Source organism: Pseudomonas sp. TH41 (assembly GCF_016650695.1).
Classification (GTDB): Bacteria; Pseudomonadota; Gammaproteobacteria; order Pseudomonadales; family Pseudomonadaceae; genus Aquipseudomonas.
This window is the reverse complement of record NZ_JAEKFH010000003.1, coordinates 1,036,675-1,053,692: the sequence shown is the minus strand read 5'-3', so window position 1 is coordinate 1,053,692 and position 17,018 is coordinate 1,036,675. Positions and strand designations below refer to the sequence as shown.

The 17,018-nt window shown below is 58.9% G+C and carries 17 protein-coding genes; 16 read left to right on the top strand and 1 reads right to left on the bottom strand.

The genetic code is table 11. The features are described from left to right. Position 1: 1 nt before the first annotated feature. From iscA to JFU37_RS07485, 16 genes are all read left to right on the top strand, one after another. The gene (gene iscA / locus JFU37_RS07560; RefSeq protein ID WP_007903589.1) at positions 2 to 325 is read left to right on the top strand and encodes an iron-sulfur cluster assembly protein IscA; all 324 of its coding nucleotides are present in this window, start codon (positions 2 to 4) and stop codon (positions 323 to 325) included. Between the two features lie 8 nt (positions 326 to 333). Then, a complete protein-coding gene (hscB, locus tag JFU37_RS07555; RefSeq protein ID WP_201116444.1) occupies positions 334 to 855 on the top strand; it encodes a co-chaperone HscB in 522 nt (173 codons plus the stop codon). Between the two features lie 51 nt (positions 856 to 906). Continuing rightward, a complete protein-coding gene (gene hscA / locus JFU37_RS07550; RefSeq protein WP_201114676.1) occupies positions 907 to 2,772 on the top strand; it encodes a Fe-S protein assembly chaperone HscA in 1,866 nt (621 codons plus the stop codon). Next, entirely contained in the window at positions 2,772 to 3,113 is a 342-nt protein-coding gene (fdx, locus tag JFU37_RS07545) for an ISC system 2Fe-2S type ferredoxin (RefSeq protein WP_201114668.1), read from the top strand. Before hscA ends, fdx begins: the two co-directional genes overlap by 1 nt. Before the next feature lie 16 nt (positions 3,114 to 3,129). Then, entirely contained in the window at positions 3,130 to 3,327 is a 198-nt protein-coding gene (iscX, locus tag JFU37_RS07540) for a Fe-S cluster assembly protein IscX (protein WP_201114666.1), read from the top strand. Between the two features lie 196 nt (positions 3,328 to 3,523). Then, the gene (gene ndk, locus JFU37_RS07535; protein WP_007903599.1) at positions 3,524 to 3,949 is read left to right on the top strand and encodes a nucleoside-diphosphate kinase; all 426 of its coding nucleotides are present in this window, start codon (positions 3,524 to 3,526) and stop codon (positions 3,947 to 3,949) included. Positions 3,950 to 3,977: 28 nt separating this feature from the next. Beyond that, entirely contained in the window at positions 3,978 to 5,126 is a 1,149-nt protein-coding gene (gene rlmN / locus JFU37_RS07530; RefSeq protein ID WP_033061468.1) for a 23S rRNA (adenine(2503)-C(2))-methyltransferase RlmN, read from the top strand. Positions 5,127 to 5,138: 12 nt separating this feature from the next. Continuing rightward, entirely contained in the window at positions 5,139 to 5,897 is a 759-nt protein-coding gene (pilW, locus tag JFU37_RS07525; RefSeq protein ID WP_201114664.1) for a type IV pilus biogenesis/stability protein PilW, read from the top strand. Next, the gene (locus tag JFU37_RS07520) at positions 5,897 to 6,922 is read left to right on the top strand and encodes a RodZ domain-containing protein (RefSeq protein ID WP_201114663.1); all 1,026 of its coding nucleotides are present in this window, start codon (positions 5,897 to 5,899) and stop codon (positions 6,920 to 6,922) included. The genes pilW and JFU37_RS07520 overlap by 1 nt, the downstream gene beginning before the upstream one ends. Positions 6,923 to 6,925: 3 nt before the next feature. Continuing rightward, a complete protein-coding gene (gene ispG, locus JFU37_RS07515) occupies positions 6,926 to 8,035 on the top strand; it encodes a flavodoxin-dependent (E)-4-hydroxy-3-methylbut-2-enyl-diphosphate synthase (RefSeq protein ID WP_007944259.1) in 1,110 nt (369 codons plus the stop codon). A gap of 23 nt (positions 8,036 to 8,058) precedes the next feature. Continuing rightward, entirely contained in the window at positions 8,059 to 9,348 is a 1,290-nt protein-coding gene (hisS, locus tag JFU37_RS07510) for a histidine--tRNA ligase (RefSeq protein WP_201114661.1), read from the top strand. Between the two features lie 41 nt (positions 9,349 to 9,389). Beyond that, complete coding sequence (locus JFU37_RS07505; protein WP_201114659.1) at positions 9,390 to 10,031, top strand: tetratricopeptide repeat protein; 642 nt, start codon at positions 9,390 to 9,392, stop codon at positions 10,029 to 10,031. Further along, entirely contained in the window at positions 10,024 to 11,175 is a 1,152-nt protein-coding gene (bamB, locus tag JFU37_RS07500) for an outer membrane protein assembly factor BamB (RefSeq protein WP_201114657.1), read from the top strand. The genes JFU37_RS07505 and bamB overlap by 8 nt, the downstream gene beginning before the upstream one ends. 250 nt (positions 11,176 to 11,425) lie before the next feature. After that, positions 11,426 to 12,895 carry a ribosome biogenesis GTPase Der gene (der, locus tag JFU37_RS07495; RefSeq protein WP_201114655.1) on the top strand — a complete coding sequence of 490 codons (1,470 nt, stop codon included), beginning with the start codon at positions 11,426 to 11,428 and terminating at the stop codon, positions 12,893 to 12,895. A gap of 237 nt (positions 12,896 to 13,132) precedes the next feature. Continuing rightward, positions 13,133 to 14,281: a pyridoxal phosphate-dependent aminotransferase gene (locus tag JFU37_RS07490; RefSeq protein ID WP_201114653.1), complete on the top strand. Its 1,149-nt coding sequence runs from the start codon at positions 13,133 to 13,135 to the stop codon at positions 14,279 to 14,281. Continuing rightward, positions 14,269 to 15,060, top strand: coding sequence for an amidohydrolase (locus JFU37_RS07485; protein ID WP_201114651.1), 792 nt, complete (start codon positions 14,269 to 14,271; stop codon positions 15,058 to 15,060). Before JFU37_RS07490 ends, JFU37_RS07485 begins: the two co-directional genes overlap by 13 nt. A 258-nt stretch (positions 15,061 to 15,318) precedes the next feature. Here the strand turns inward: JFU37_RS07485 and leuA are convergent, their stop codons facing one another. Further along, a complete protein-coding gene (gene leuA / locus JFU37_RS07480) occupies positions 15,319 to 16,998 on the bottom strand; it encodes a 2-isopropylmalate synthase (protein ID WP_201114649.1) in 1,680 nt (559 codons plus the stop codon). Positions 16,999 to 17,018: the final 20 nt, after the last annotated feature.

Here is a 17,018-nt window from a genome sequence, read left to right as displayed (position 1 = left end):
GATGGCTATCAGCATGACAGAAGCGGCTGCTCAACACGTGCGGCGCTCCCTCAACGGGCGCGGCAAAGGTGAAGGGATTCGCCTGGGTGTTCGCACCACAGGCTGTTCCGGCCTTGCCTACGTGCTGGAGTTCGTCGACGAGGTGGTTGCAGAGGATCAGGTGTTCGAAAGTCACGGCGAGAAAGTGATCATCGACCCGAAAAGCCTGGCCTACCTGGACGGCACTGAACTCGATTTCGTCAAGGAAGGGTTGAACGAAGGCTTCAAGTTCAACAATCCCAACGTGCGCGGTGAATGTGGCTGCGGCGAAAGCTTCAATATCTGAGGCTGCTCGTGGGTACTCCTTGTCATTTCGCTTTATTTGAACTGCAGCCGAGTTTCCGTCTGGATCTCGAACAGTTGGCCACGCGCTACCGTGAGTTGGCGCGCGGTGTTCATCCGGACCGCTTTGCAGACGCTTCCGAGCGCGAGCAGCGGCTGGCGCTAGAGCAATCCGCGAGCCTCAACGAGGCCTATCAGACGCTCAAAAGTCCCCCAAAGCGCGCGCGATACCTGCTCGCCCTGGGCGGTCATGAGCTGCCGCTGGAGGTCACGGTGCATGATCCGGAGTTTCTTCTGCAGCAAATGGAGTTGCGTGAAGAGCTCGAAGACCTGCAAGACAGCGCCGACATGGCGGGTATCGCCACGTTCAAGCGCCGCCTGAAGGCTGCTCAGGATGAGCTGAACGAAAGCTTCGCAGCCTGTTGGGATGATGCAGTGCAACGTGAGCAGGCCGAACGCCTGATGCGTCGCATGCAGTTCCTCGACAAGCTCACCTACGAAGTGCGCCAGTTAGAAGAGCGCCTCGACGATTAACCCAGTGCCGCTCCGGTCGCACGCTTGATATACAGATAAGTCCTGATAACGATGGCCCTACTGCAGATCGCCGAACCCGGCCAAAGTCCTCAACCGCACCAGCGTCGTCTGGCTGTGGGGATCGACTTGGGCACTACCAATTCGCTGGTCGCTGCATTGCGCAGTGGTCTTTCCGAGCCTCTGGCCGACGCTGACGGGCAGGTCATCCTGCCGTCTGCCGTGCGCTATCACGCCGATCGTGTCGAAGTGGGCGAGTCGGCCAAGCTGGCTGCCGCTACCGATCCTTTGAACACTGTGCTGTCGGTCAAGCGCTTGATGGGTCGTGGTCTGTCCGACGTCAAGCAATTGGGCGATCAACTGCCGTACCGCTTTGTCGGTGGCGAATCGCACATGCCGTTCATCGACACGATCCAGGGGCCGAAAAGTCCGGTCGAAGTCTCCGCCGATATCCTCAAGGTGTTGCGTCAGCGCGCCGAAGCGACGTTGGGCGGCGAGCTGGTCGGTGCAGTGATCACCGTCCCGGCGTATTTCGACGATGCTCAGCGCCAAGCAACCAAGGATGCGGCCAAGCTGGCGGGTCTGAACGTGCTGCGTTTGCTCAATGAGCCGACCGCCGCCGCCGTGGCTTACGGTCTCGATCAGCACGCTGAAGGCCTGGTCGCCATTTATGACCTGGGCGGTGGTACGTTCGATATTTCAATTCTGCGCCTGACCGGCGGTGTGTTTGAGGTTCTGGCAACCGGTGGCGACAGCGCCCTGGGCGGCGATGACTTTGACCATGCGATTGCCGGCTGGATCATCGAGAGCGCCGGTCTTTCTGCTGACCTCGATCCGGGGGCGCAACGCAATCTGTTGCAAATCGCCTGCGCGGCCAAAGAAGCCCTGACTCATGTCGCGGTCGTCGAGGTTGCTCATGGCGACTGGAAGGCCGAGCTGACCCGCGAAGCCTTTAATGCGCTGATCGAGCCGATGGTCGCCCGTAGTCTGAAAGCCTGTCGCCGTGCAGTGCGCGATTCCGGTGTCGAACTGGAAGACGTGCACGCGGTGGTCATGGTTGGCGGCTCGACTCGCGTACCTCGCGTTCGTGAAGCGGTGGCTGAAGCCTTCGGTCGCGAACCGCTGACCGAAATCGATCCGGATCAAGTGGTGGCCATTGGTGCTGCGATCCAGGCCGATACATTGGCTGGCAACAAGCGTGACGGCGGCGAATTGCTGCTGCTCGACGTGATTCCGTTGTCCCTGGGGCTGGAAACCATGGGCGGCCTGATGGAGAAGGTGATTCCGCGCAACACCACCATCCCTGTTGCCCGCGCCCAGGATTTCACAACATACAAAGATGGCCAGTCGGCCATGGCGATCCAGGTCTTGCAAGGTGAGCGCGAGCTGATCAGCGACTGCCGCTCCCTGGCACGCTTTGAATTGCGCGGCATTCCAGCGATGGTGGCCGGTGCGGCGAAGATTCGTGTGACCTTCCAGGTCGATGCCGACGGCCTGCTCAGTGTCTCGGCCCGCGAGTTGGGTTCGGGCGTCGAAGCCAGCATCCAGGTCAAGCCGTCCTACGGTCTGACCGACGGCGAAATCGCCAAGATGCTCAAGGAATCGTTCCAGCACGCCAATGATGACAAGGTCGCCCGTGTACTGCGTGAGCAGCAGGTCGATGCCCAGCGCCTGATCGAAGCGGTGCAGGGTGCCCTCGATGTCGATGGCGAGCGCTTGCTTGACGCCGAAGAACGCATGGTCATCGAGCTGCAGATGCAGGAACTGACTGAATTGATGAAAGGCACCGATGGTTACGCCATCGAGCAGCAGACCAAGCGTCTGTCGCAGGTGACCGATGCCTTTGCTGCCCGCCGCCTGGACTCGACGGTGAAAGCCGCCCTGGCGGGGCGCAACCTGAATGAAATCGAGGATAACTGATGCCGCAGGTCATTTTTCTGCCACACGATAAGTTTTGCCCGGACGGCATGGTTGTGGAGGCTGAGCCCGGTATATCCATTCTCGAGTTGGCCCATGAGCACCATATCGAGATGGAAAGCGCCTGTGGCGGCGTCTGCGCCTGTACCACGTGTCACTGCATCATTCGTGAAGGTTTTGACTCGCTGGAAGAAGCGGATGAGCTGGAAGAAGATTTTCTTGATCGGGCCTGGGGGCTGGAAGCGCAATCGCGTCTAGGCTGTCAGGCGATCGTCGGGACTGAAGACCTGACCGTCGAAATTCCGAAATACTCGCTCAACCACGCAGCCGAAGCGCCGCACTGATTTCCGGGGAACTGACATGAGTCTGAAATGGGTTGATGTGCTGGAAATCGCGATCCAGCTGGCTGAATCCAAGCCGGATGTGGATCCGCATTACGTGAACTTCGTCGATCTGCACCAATGGGTGCTGGCATTGCCGGAGTTCAGCGATGATCCGACCCGCGGTGGCGAGAAGGTGCTTGAAGCCATTCAGGCCGCCTGGATCGACGAAGCGTAGGAGCTGACAAGCGAAGCGAGGCTGCGATCTTTTCCAATGCCGCTTGAGTCCCAAGCGCAGATCAAAAGATCGCAGCCTTCGGCAGCTCCTACAGAAGGCAGAGGTCGCGACCTTCACGCCGTTAGGCAATACCCAAGAACCCGCGTATAATTCGCGGGTTTAATTTTTCACAAATTACCGTTTCTGGAGTTACACCATGGCTGTTCAACGTACTTTCTCCATCATCAAGCCTGACGCTGTTGCAAAAAACGTTATCGGCGAGATCACCACTCGTTTCGAAAAAGCTGGCCTGCGCGTTGTAGCTTCGAAACTGAAGCAGCTGTCCAAAGCCGAAGCTGAAGGCTTCTACGCTGAGCACAGCGCTCGTGGTTTCTTCAACGACCTGGTTGCTTTCATGATCTCCGGTCCGGTTGTTGTTCAGGTTCTGGAAGGCGAAAACGCCATCGCTCTGAACCGTGAGCTGATGGGCGCTACCAACCCTAAAGAAGCTGCTGCCGGCACCATCCGCGCTGACTTCGCTGACTCGATCGACGCCAACGCTGTACACGGTTCGGACTCCGAAGCCGCTGCTGCTCGCGAAATCTCGTACTTCTTCGCAGCTACTGAAGTAACCACTCGCTAAGCATTGGCTTAAGAGTGAAGGTGAATCCATGACTACATCGACTGTAAAAACCAACCTGCTGGGTCTGACTCAGCTGGAAATGGAAAAATTCTTCGACTCAATCGGGGAGAAGCGTTTCCGTGCCGGTCAGGTAATGAAATGGATTCACCACCTTGGTGTCGATGATTTCGACGCCATGACGAACGTCAGCAAGGCCTTGCGCGACAAGCTCAAGGTTATTGCCGAAGTTCGCGGCCCCGAAGTTGTCAGCGAGGACATCTCCACCGACGGCACCCGTAAGTGGGTGGTGCGCGTGGCGTCCGGCAGCTGCGTCGAGACCGTCTACATTCCCCAGGGCAAACGCGGCACTTTGTGCGTTTCGTCCCAGGCAGGCTGTGCCCTGGATTGCAGTTTCTGCTCCACCGGCAAGCAAGGTTTCAACAGCAACCTCACCGCCGCCGAAGTCATCGGCCAGGTGTGGATTGCCAATAAATCGTTCGGCAGCATCCCGGCGACCGCCGACCGTGCCATCACCAACGTGGTGATGATGGGCATGGGCGAGCCGCTGCTGAACTTCGACAACGTCGTGGCCGCCATGCATCTGATGATGGATGACCTGGGCTACGGGATTTCCAAGCGCCGCGTGACCCTGTCCACTTCGGGCGTGGTGCCGATGATCGATGAGCTGTCCAAGCACATCGACGTCTCCCTGGCGTTGTCGCTGCACGCACCTAATGACGCATTGCGTAACCAATTGGTGCCGATCAACAAGAAATACCCGCTTAAGATGCTGCTCGAGTCGTGCCAGCGTTACATGTCGTCCCTGGGCGAGAAGCGCGTGCTGACCATCGAGTACACCTTGCTCAAGGACATTAACGACAAGGTCGAACACGCGGTCGAAATGATCGAGTTGCTCAAGAACATTCCGTGCAAGATCAACCTGATTCCGTTTAACCCGTTCCCGCATTCCGGTTACGAGCGCCCGAGCAACAATGCGATTCGCCGTTTCCAGGATCAGCTTCACCATGCAGGCTTCAATGTCACTGTCCGCACCACTCGCGGTGAAGACATCGATGCCGCGTGTGGCCAATTGGTAGGACAGGTGCTGGATCGCACCCGTCGCAGCGAGCGTTATATCGCCGTGCGCGAGTTAAGCGCCGAAAACGATATCGCACAGAACGCTGCGAACAATAATTAAGAGAGGATCTCAATGTCCCTGCGCTTTGCGCTGCTGTTGCTGTTGGCCAGCCTCTGTGCTGGTTGTGTCCTGTCGGGCGATTTCAACCCGATGAAGACCAGCAAGGGCCGTGATGAAGCGCGTACTGCCTATGTGCAGTTGGGCTTGGGGTACTTGCAGCAAGGCATGACCGAGCGCGCCAAGGTTCCGTTGAAGAAAGCGCTGGATCTGGATGATTCGGATCCGGACGCCAATGCGGCGCTGGGCCTGGTGTTCCAGGCCGAGATGGAGCCGGAGCTGGCGGACCAGCATTTTCGCAAGGCGCTGTCTTCCCGTCCGTCCGATGCGCGAATCCTCAACAACTACGGTAGTTTTCTTTTCGAAGAAAAACGTTACAAAGAGGCCTACGAGCGCTTTGAACAGGCCGCTGCCGATACGCTGTATCCTGAGCGTTCACGGGTGTTCGAGAACCTTGGCATGACCGCTTCGAAGCTTGGCCAGCGTGATCTGGCCCAGCAGCAACTGGAGAAAGCCCTGCGTTTGAATCGTCAACAGCCACGAGCTTTGCTGGAAATGGCTGAGTTGTCCTTCGAAGACAGGCATTATGTGCCCGCGCGTGACTATTACGACCGTTTTAGCCTGCTCACCGAACAAAATGCACGTAGTCTATTGCTCGGCGTTCGGCTGGCAAAAGTGTTTGAAGATCGCGACAAGGCCGCCAGTTTTGGCCTGCAATTAAAACGACTCTATCCCGGTACGCCGGAATATCAGCAATACCTGTCGGAGCAATGATGAAAGCGGCGCATCCCGAAGTTGTAGCAGCGAATCGCGTTAACCCCGGTGAGACCCTGCGCCAGGCCCGCGAAAGCAATGGCTGGTCGCTGGCCGAAGTGGCCCTCAAGCTCAACCTCACCGTCAATTCCCTGAGCAATCTGGAAAACGGCGCATTCGACAAGCTGCCTGGGCATACCTTTGCTCGCGGTTATATTCGTGCGTACGCCAAGTTGCTGGGCATGGATCAAACCGTGCTGGTGCAGCAGTTCGATCAATCCACCGGAACCGATTCCAAGGGCAGCAGTGTTCACAGCCTGGGTCGTATCGAAGAACCTGTTCGGGTGTCCCACACCATTTTACGAATTGTCAGCCTGCTGTTACTGATCGCGGTGATTGGCGGTGGTTTTGTCTGGTGGCAGGATCAAACCTCGTCGCGCACCAAGGATTTGACCAGCCTGAGCCCGGAACACGTTGAAGTTGAAGGTGCCGACGGCACCACGCAGATCCATCCGCTGGACGAGCCGGAAGACCAGGCCGTCGCGGAAGGTCAGGCCGAAGGCGCTACTGCGCTCGCGTTGCCGCAAGCCGAGACTTCAACCGCAGCACCGGCCGCTGCTGAAGCAACTCCGCCTGCTGCCGCACCGACTACGCCTGCACCCACAGCGCCGGTTCACAGCGCTGTTCCGGTAGTCCCGGCGCCAGCGAATCCGGCTCCGGCTGCTCCTGCGGTACCGGCCCCGGTCGTGACCGCTCCGGCCGCTTCGAACGTTCCTGCTTCCCCAGCGGCGGCTCCAGTGGCCGGCCAGGGTCAGGTTCAACTGCAATTCACCGCTGATTGCTGGACGCAAGTGACCGATGGCGCTGGCAAGGTGCTGTTGAGTGGTCTCAAGCGTAAAGGCGAAAACGTTTCCGTCAGCGGCAAGCCACCGTTTTCCGTGCGTCTGGGCTTTGCCCGTGGCGCGCAAGTCCGCTACAACGGGCAGGTGGTCGATGTCGCTCCGTTCACCAGTGGCGAGACCGCTCGCCTGAAGTTGGGTCAATAAGTCATGCACGGCGAATCTCCAATCAAACGTCGCGAATCCCGCAAGATCTGGGTCGGTAACGTCCCGGTTGGCGGCGATGCGCCCATCGCTGTGCAGAGCATGACCAACAGCGACACCAATGACGTGGCGGCCACCGTGGCCCAGATCAATCGCCTGGAAGCGGCTGGCGTTGATATCGTGCGCATTTCCGTGCCGGACATGGACGCCGCCGAAGCCTTCGGCAAGATCAAGCAACTGGTCAAAGTCCCCTTGGTGGCCGACATTCACTTCGACTACCGGATCGCTTTGCGCGTGGCCGAGCTGGGTGTTGATTGCCTGCGGATCAACCCGGGCAATATCGGTCGTGAAGACCGCGTGCGTGCGGTGGTCGATGCTGCCCGTGATCGCGGGATCCCCATCCGTATCGGCGTCAACGCCGGTTCCCTGGAAAAAGACCTGCAAAAGAAATACGGCGAGCCGACCCCGGCCGCGCTGGTCGAGTCTGCCCTGCGTCACGTCGAGCACCTTGAGCGCCTGAACTTCCAGGACTTCAAGGTCAGCGTGAAAGCTTCCGACGTGTTCATGGCCGTCGAAGCCTATCGTTTGCTGGCCAAGGAAATCGTCCAGCCGCTGCACCTGGGCATCACCGAAGCCGGTGGTTTGCGTTCAGGCACGGTGAAATCCGCCGTGGGCCTCGGTATGCTGCTCGCCGAAGGGATTGGCGATACTATTCGCATCTCGTTGGCGGCCGACCCGGTCGAGGAAGTGAAAGTCGGCTACGACATTCTCAAATCCCTGCACCTGCGTTCCCGTGGTATCAACTTCATCGCCTGCCCGAGCTGCTCGCGGCAGAACTTCGATGTGGTCAAAACCATGAACGAGCTGGAAGGGCGCCTCGAAGACCTGCTGGTGCCGCTGGATGTCGCGGTCATCGGTTGCGTGGTCAACGGGCCGGGCGAAGCCAAGGAAGCCCATATCGGCTTGACCGGCGGCACGCCAAACCTGATTTACATCGACGGCAAGCCGTCGCAGAAACTGACGAATGACAATCTGGTGGATGAGCTTGAACGCTTGATCCGCCAGAAAGCGGCCGAAAAGGTCGAAGCCGACGCAGCAGTAATCGCTCGCGGCTGATCGAACATATTTAAGGATTTATAGTGAGCAAGTCTCTGCAAGCCATTCGTGGCATGAACGACATCCTGCCCGAGCAGACCCCCCTGTGGCGTCATTTCGAGGGCACCGTCTCGCGTCTGCTGGATAACTACGGTTATAAGCAGATCCGCATGCCAATCGTTGAATTCACCGAGCTGTTCAAGCGTTCCATCGGTGAAGTGACCGACATCGTCGAAAAAGAGATGTACACCTTCGACGACCGCAACGGCGATTCGCTGACCCTGCGCCCTGAAGGCACAGCCGCCTGCGTGCGTGCGGTGCTTGAGCATGGGATCACCGGTGGTGGGCAGGTGCAGAAACTCTGGTACATCGGTCCGATGTTCCGCCATGAGCGTCCGCAGAAAGGTCGTTATCGCCAGTTCCACCAGATCGGTTGCGAAGTCTTCAACCTGGATGGCCCGGACATCGATGCCGAGCTGATTGTGCTGACCTGGCGCCTGTGGGGCGAGCTGGGTATCCGCGATGCGGTCAAGCTCGAACTCAACAGCCTGGGCACCAGCGAGTCTCGCGGTCGCTATCGCGAGGCCCTGGTCGAGTTCCTGTCTGGCCACCTGGACAAGCTGGACGAAGACAGCCAGCGCCGTCTGAAAACAAACCCTTTGCGGGTTCTGGACACCAAGAACGCTGAAACTCAAGCCGTGCTGGTCGACGCGCCAAAAATGGCCGACTACCTCGACGAAGAGTCCCGCGTGCACTTCGAAGGCCTCAAGGCTCGCCTGGACGCCGCCGGTATTCCTTATGTGATCAACCCGAAGCTGGTTCGCGGGCTGGATTACTACAGCAAGACCGTTTTCGAATGGGTCACCGACAAGTTGGGCGCCCAAGGCACTGTGTGTGCCGGTGGTCGTTACGACGGTCTGGTCGAGCAGATGGGCGGCAAGCCGACCCCGGGCGTTGGTTTCGCCATGGGCATCGAGCGCTTGGTGCTGCTGCTTGAAACCCTGGAGCAAATCCCCGAAGAGATCTCCCGTCAGGTCGACGTCTACCTCTGCGCCTTTGGTGAAGCTGCAGAGCTTGCCGGTCTGGCCTTGAGTGAGCGTGTTCGTGATCAATTGCCCAACCTGCGCCTGCAAGTCAATGCCGGTGCCGGCAGCTTCAAAAGCCAGTTCAAAAAGGCCGACAAGAGCGGTGCGCTGTACGCGCTGATCCTCGGTGACGACGAAATGGCCCAGCAAGTGGTAGGTTTCAAACCCCTGCGTGGCCAGGGCGAACAACAAAGCATTGCCTGGGATGCGCTTGCTGCACACCTGGCCACCTGCGTCGTGCAGGGTTGAAGCTGTCAAAACAGCCGAATTAGCGATTAAGGAGTATTGGGGTGTCGAGTACCGAAGACGAACAGCTGGCGGATTTGAAGGACTGGTGGACACGCAACGGCAAGCCCCTGGTCACTGGCGGCCTGTTGGCGCTGGTCATCGTGTTCGGCTGGCAGGCCTTTCACAAGTATCAGAACAATCAGGCGCAAGGCGCTTCGATGCTCTATCAGCAATTGCTCGAAACCACGCTGACGCCCGACGGTAAGCCTGACGCAGCCCGGGTTTCGGACCTGGCCGCCAAGCTCAACAGCGAGTTCGGCGGCACCGCTTACGCGCAATACGGCAGCCTGTTCGTGGCGAAAGTCGCGGTCGACAGCGGCAAGCTGGACGACGCTGTCAGCGAGCTGAAAGCGATCGTTGCCAAACCGGCTAACCCGGCACTGGGTGAAATCGCCCGTCAGCGCCTGGCGCAGGTATTGGCCGCGCAGAACAAGGCCGACGAGGCCCTGAAACTGCTCGAAGGTGATGCAGACAAGGCGTTCCTGGCCACTCGCGAAGAACTCAAAGGCGATTTGCTGGTGCAACTGGGGCGTACTGACGAAGCGAACGCGGCGTACCAAAAAGCCAAGGCGGCACTGTCGGATGAAGCGGCAGTCGGTGGCCTACAAATCAAGCTGGATGACCTGGCTAAAGGGGATGCGTGACGTGATTCGTTGGAAACATGCAGCATTGCTGGCTCTGGTCATATTGGCCGCGGGTTGCAGCAGCAACGCAAAAAAAGAATTGCCACCGGCCGAGTTGACCGACTTCAAGGAAGAAGTGGTTCTGAAAAAGCAGTGGAGTCGTTCGATCGGTGATGGCCAGGGCGAAACCTACAACATGCTGGTCCCGGCGATCGATGGCGATACCATTTATGCCGCCGACGTCACCGGTGTGGTGATGGCGATGGATCGCAGCAATGGCGACGTTAAATGGAAGAAGAAGCTTGACCTGCCTGTTTCCGGCGCCGTGGGCGTGGGTTACGGTCTGGTCACGTTCGGCACGCTGAAAGGCGAAGTCGTTGCTCTGGACGCGATCAATGGTGAACAGAAATGGCGCGCTCGCGTGTCGAGCGAAGTGCTCGCTCCACCGGCCAACAACGGTGACGTTGTGGTGGTCCAGACTCAGGATGACCGTCTGATCGGTCTGGATGCCGCCACCGGCAGCCAGCGCTGGTTGTATGACAGCACGCCTGCGGTCCTGACCTTGCGCGGCACCAGCGCGCCGATCGTGACCAACCGCCTCGCGGTGGCTGGCCTGTCGACCGGTAAAGTGGTCGCTCTCGATATTTCCAACGGCGTGCCGGTGTGGGAACAACGTGTAGCGATTCCACAAGGTCGTTCGGAACTGGAGCGCGTTGTCGATATCGACGGTGGCTTGCTGCTGTCCGGCGGCACGCTGTATGTCGCCAGCTATCAGGGACGCGTTGCGGCACTGGATCTGGAAAGCGGTCGTCAGCTGTGGCAGCGTGATGCTTCCAGTTATGCCGGCGTCGCCCAAGGTTTCGGTAACGTTTACGTGAGCCTGTCTTCGGGCACCGTTGAAGGCGTCGACGAGCGTTCCACCACAGCCTTGTGGAGCAACGATTCGCTGGCCCGTCGTCAACTGTCGGCTCCGGAAGTGTTCTCCAGCTACGTTGCAGTCGGTGACCTGGAAGGTTACCTGCACCTGCTGAGTCAAGTGGACGGTCGTTTCGTCGGCCGCGAACGCATCGACAGCGACGGCCTGCGTGCCCGTCCGCTGGTGGTGGGTGACACGATTTATGTGTATGGCAACAGTGGCAAGCTGGAAGCCCTGACCATTAAGTAAAGGTTTGACTATGCTTGGGTTAATCCCAAGCGGCTTCACCGTTTGTATGACTGTAGGAGCGAGCTTGCTCGCGATGGACGTCAACGATTACGTTGGCGACCTGGATAAACGCGGTGTCTTGGCGTTTTTCGCGAGCAATCGAGCGTCGACCGGCTGCTCCTACAAAAATACACGCGGTGATTGCCCCGAGCACCAGCCGCTGCCTCGCAGCGGCTTTTGTATTTTCTGAAATAACGAAGTGGAGAGCCGCATGGTTCCCGTAATCGCCCTGGTGGGCCGACCGAACGTCGGCAAATCCACCTTGTTCAACCGCCTGACCAGGACTCGCGACGCCATCGTTGGCGACTTGTCCGGTCTGACCCGTGATCGCCAATACGGTGAGGCCAAGTGGCAAGGGCGTTCCTACATTCTGGTCGACACCGGCGGTATCTCCGGTGACGAGCACGGTATGGACGAAAAAATGGCCGAGCAGTCGCTGCTGGCCATTGAAGAAGCCGATGTCGTTCTGTTCCTGGTAGATGCCAAGGCCGGTTTCACCGCCGCCGACCAGATGATCGCCGAGCATTTGCGCAAACGTAACAAGCGTTCTTACGTGGTTGCCAACAAGGTCGACAACATCGACCCTGAAATGGCCCGCGCCGAGTTCGCCCCGTTGGGCATGGGCCACGCGATTCCGATCGCTGGCGCCCATGGTCGTGGCATCACCCAAATGCTCGAAATCGCCCTGAGCACCTTCCCGAAAGACGAAGAAGAGCCGGAAGAAGGCGATGAAGAGATCGTTGCCGAAGGCGAGGAAGCCAAGCGCATTCCTGGCCCAAGCGAAAAAGACGGGATCAAGATCGCCATCATCGGCCGCCCGAACGTCGGCAAGTCGACCCTGGTCAACCGCATGCTCGGTGAAGACCGGGTCATCGTGTACGACGAACCCGGCACCACTCGCGACAGTATCTACATCCCGTTCGAGCGTAACGACGAGAAGTACACGCTGATCGACACCGCCGGTGTGCGCAAGCGCGGCAAGATCCACGAAGAAGTTGAAAAATTCTCCGTGGTCAAAACCCTGCAAGCGATCAAAGACGCCAACGTGGTGATCTTCGTGATGGACGCCCGCGAAGGCGTGGTGGATCACGACCTCAACTTGCTGGGCTTTGCCCTGGAAGCGGGTCGTGCACTGGTAATCGCGATCAACAAGTGGGACGGCATGACGCCGAGCGAGCGCGACTTCGTGAAAGTCGAGCTGCAACGTCGCCTGTTCTTCGTTGACTTCGCCGACATCCACTTCATCTCGGCACTGCACGGCACTGGCGTGGGCAACCTCTACGCTTCCGTACAGAACTCGTTCAAGTCCGCGGTTACCCGCTGGCCAACCAACCGCCTGACCCAGATCCTGGAAGATGCGGTTGGCGAGCATGCGCCACCGATGGTCAACAACCGCCGGATCAAGCTGCGCTATGCCCACTTGGGTGGTGCCAACCCGCCGATTATCGTGATTCACGGTAACCAGATCGAGAAAGTGCCGAAGTCTTACGTGCGGTATCTGGAAAACACTTACCGTCGTGTCTTGAAGCTGGTCGGTACGCCGATCCGCATCGAGTTCAAGGGCGGCGAGAACCCGTACGAAAGCAAAAAGAACTCGCTCACCGACCGTCAGGTCAACAAGAAGCGTCGCATGATGTCGCACCACAAGAAAGCCGACAAAAAGCGCCGCGACAAGCGCTGATTCAAGGTGATCACCGTGGGTAATTGATCAACCTTGTAGGAGCTGCCGCAGGCTGCGATCTTTTGATCTTGCTTTTCAAGATCAAGATCAAAAGATCGCAGCCTTCGGCAGCTCCTACACGGCCCGGTCATAAAGAGGGTGCTTACCAGAGCGCCCTTTTTTTATGGGCGCCGTTTGGGCTATCCTCGGGCTCTCCCGCGCCGACGTTAGAGCCGGGTGTAGAGCAGGGAATCACCGATGATCACCAGTAAGCTGCCGAATGTCGGCATCACCATCTTCACTCAGATGTCGCAGCTCGCGGCGCAAACCGGCGCGCTGAATCTGTCCCAGGGTTTTCCCGATTTCGATGCCCCGCAGGCGCTGTGCGATGCGGTCGGTCGCCACATTGCCAAAGGTCATAACCAGTATTCGCCGATGACCGGTTTGCCGGCGTTGCGTCAGCAAATATCGGCGAAGATTGCTCGCAGCTATGGCGTCACCGTGGATGCCGACAGCGAAGTGACCGTCACCCCCGGCGCAACCCAGGCGATTTTCTGCGCCATCCAGGCCGTTATCCACAGCGGCGACGAAGTGATTGTGTTCGACCCGGCCTATGACAGTTACGAACCTTCGGTGGAGCTGGCCGGTGGTCGTTGCGTGCATGTGCCATTGGGCCTGAATGATTTCAGTATCGACTTCCAGAAGCTCGGCGAAGCCCTGAGCCCGCGCACGCGAATGATCATTCTCAATAGCCCGCACAACCCCAGTGGTGCACTGATCAGTCGTGCCGAGCTGGATCAGTTGGCGGCTTTGATTCGTGATCGCGATATCTATGTGATCAGCGACGAGGTCTACGAACACCTGGTATTCGATGGCGTGCCTCACGTCAGCGTATTGGCCCATGAAGAGTTGTATCAACGCGCCTTCGTGGTCAGCTCCTTCGGCAAGACCTATCACGTCACCGGCTGGAAAACCGGCTACGTGGTTGCACCACCGGCCCTCACGGCGGAACTGCGCAAGGTTCATCAATACGTCAGTTTCTGCGGCGTGACGCCATTGCAATACGCCCTGGCCGACTACATGGCCGAGCATCCGGAACATGTTGAAGAGCTGCCGGCGTTCTATCAGGCCAAGCGTGACTTGTTCTGCGATTTGTTGATGCCGTCGCGCTTTAGTTTTACCCGCGTCACCGGTACTTATTTCCAGCTGGTCGATTACTCGCAGATCCGCCCGGACCTCAATGACGTCGAGATGGCGCTGTGGATGACCCGCGAACACGGCGTCGCGAGTATTCCAATCTCGGTGTTCTACCAGACGCCGCCCGAAGGCCAGCGCCTGGTGCGACTGTGCTTCGCCAAGCGCGAGGAGACCCTGCGTGAAGCAGCGGAAAAACTATGCGTGATTTGAGTGCATTGCCCAATCTGACCATTGCGCTGATCCAGACCACGCTGGCCTGGCATGATCGACAGGCCAACCTTGAGCATTTCGAACAGTTGCTGGAACAGGCGCGCGGGGCGGACCTGATTATCCTGCCGGAGATGTTCACCACCGGTTTCTCCATGGAATCCGAGACCCTTGCCGAGCCGGAAAACGGTCCGACCAGTAAATGGTTGCGGGTTCAGGCGGCGAAACTGGAGGCGGTGATCACTGGCAGCGTGATCGTCCAGGCGGCCGACGGCAGCCATCGCAATCGTCTGTTGTGGGCGCGACCGGACGGGGAGGTCTGGCACTACGACAAGCGTCATTTGTTCCGCATGGCTGGCGAGCATAACCACTACACACCGGGCGAGCGCCAGGTGCAGTTCGAGCTCAAGGGCTGGCGAGTACGGCCGCTGATTTGCTACGACCTGCGTTTCCCGGTGTGGAGTCGCGACGCGCAGGACACCGACCTGTTGCTGTACACCGCCAACTGGCCAGGCGCACGGCGTCAGCACTGGAACCGTTTGCTGCCTGCGCGGGCGATCGAGAACCTCTGCTACGTGGCGGCGGTGAATCGCATCGGCACCGACGGCAAAGGTTTTGCCTACACCGGCGACAGTCAGGTGCTGGATTTTCAGGGTGAAACATTGCTCGGCGCCGGCGAAGCCGATGGGGTGTTTCAGGTGGTTCTGGACGCTGCGGAACTGGCGGCTTACCGCACTCGTTTTCCGGCGAATCTGGATGCTGATACGTTCGAGTTCACCTGATATCAGCGTGACCGCCAAAAGATCGCAGCCTTCGGCAGCTCCTACAGGGATCGCATTCCTATGTAGGAGCTGGCGAAGCCTGCGATCTTTTGATCTCCCACATTTGATCGATGTGAACACAGATTTTGTGTACACCAAAAATCCACTGTGGGAGCGAGCCTGCTCGCGAAGGGCCCCTCACTGACAACACAAAAATGGCAGGCAAACAAAAAGGCCCCAAGGTTCTCACCTCGGGGCCTTTTGTATTTCAGCGAACGCTTACGCCGCTTTCGCTTCCGGCTGGCTCAGGGAGCGGTTCAGCGCGCTGAACAGTGCCTTGAAGCTTGCGGTGGTGATGTTTTCATCGATACCAACGCCGTGCACTGCACGCTCACCATTCACTCGCAGTTCAATGTAGGCCGCGGCCTTGGCATTGGTGCCCGCGCCGATGGCGTGCTCGTTGTAGTCCATGATTTCCACCGGGATCGGCAGACCGGCCACCAGTGCTTCCAGGGCGCCGTTGCCCTTGCCGCGCCAGTGCAGGTTGGTTTCGCCCTGACCCTGGCTGGAGACTTCCACTTCCACGGCGCTGTGACCGTTCTCTTCCTGCAGGCGATGGCTGACCAGCGCGTACGGAGCGTTGGCCTGCAAGTATTCGCTGTGCAGCAGCGCGTGGATCTGTTGGGCTGTCATCTCAAGGCCCAGGCGATCGGTTTCACGCTGCACGACCTGGCTGAATTCGATTTGCATGCGACGTGGCAAGTTGATGCCGTATTCCTGTTCCAGCAGGTAAGCGATACCGCCCTTGCCCGACTGGCTGTTGACGCGGATCACCGCCTCGTAGCTGCGACCGATGTCGGCCGGGTCGATCGGCAAGTACGGCACTTCCCACAATGCGTCCGGTTTCTGCTGGGCGAAGCCCTTGCGGATGGCGTCCTGGTGGGAGCCGGAGAACGCCGTGTGAACCAGGTCGCCGACGTACGGATGACGTGGGTGCACCGGAAGCTGGTTGCACTCTTCGACGACTTTGCGCACGCCGTCGATGTCGGAGAAGTCCAGCTCAGGGTTCACACCCTGGGTGTAGAGGTTCAAGGCCACGGTCACCAGATCGACGTTACCGGTGCGTTCGCCGTTGCCGAACAGGCACCCTTCGACACGGTCGGCGCCGGCCATCAGGCCCAGCTCGGTGGCGGCAACACCCGTGCCACGGTCGTTGTGGGTGTGCAGGCTGATGATCACGCTGTCACGACGGTTGATGTGACGGCCGAACCATTCGATCTGGTCTGCATAGATGTTCGGTGTGGCGCATTCGACGGTCGCTGGCAGGTTGAGGATCATCTTGTGCTCAGGCGTCGGGTTCCAGACTTCGATCACCGCGTCGCAGACTTCTTTGGCGAATTCCAGTTCGGTGGCGCTGAAGGTTTCCGGCGAGTATTCGAAGGTCCACTCGGTGTCCGGCTGCTGGGCGGCGTATTTGACGAACAGCTTGGCCGCGCTCACGGCGATTTCCTTGATCCCGTCCTTGTCCTGGTTGAAGACGATGCGGCGGAACGAAGGCGAGGTCGCGTTGTACAGGTGAACGATGGCTTTCTTCGCCCCACGCAGGGATTCGAAGGTACGCTCGATCAGGTCTTCACGGCCCTGGGTCAGCACCTGAATCGTGGTGTCGTCCGGGATGTGGTTGCCTTCGATCAAGCTGCGCACGAAGTCGAAGTCGGTTTGCGAAGCGGCCGGGAACGACGCTTCGATTTCTTTCACGCCCACCGACACCAGGGTTTTCCAGAAACGCAGCTTCTTGACCGCGTCCATTGGCTCGATCAGCGACTGGTTGCCGTCACGAAGGTCCGAGCTGCACCAGATTGGCGCGGTGGTGATGGTCTTCGACGGCCAGGTGCGATCAGGAATATCAATGGTCGGGAAGGCGCGGTATTTCGAAGACGGGTCTTTGAGCATGCTCATCGGGAAATCCTTATTTGTAT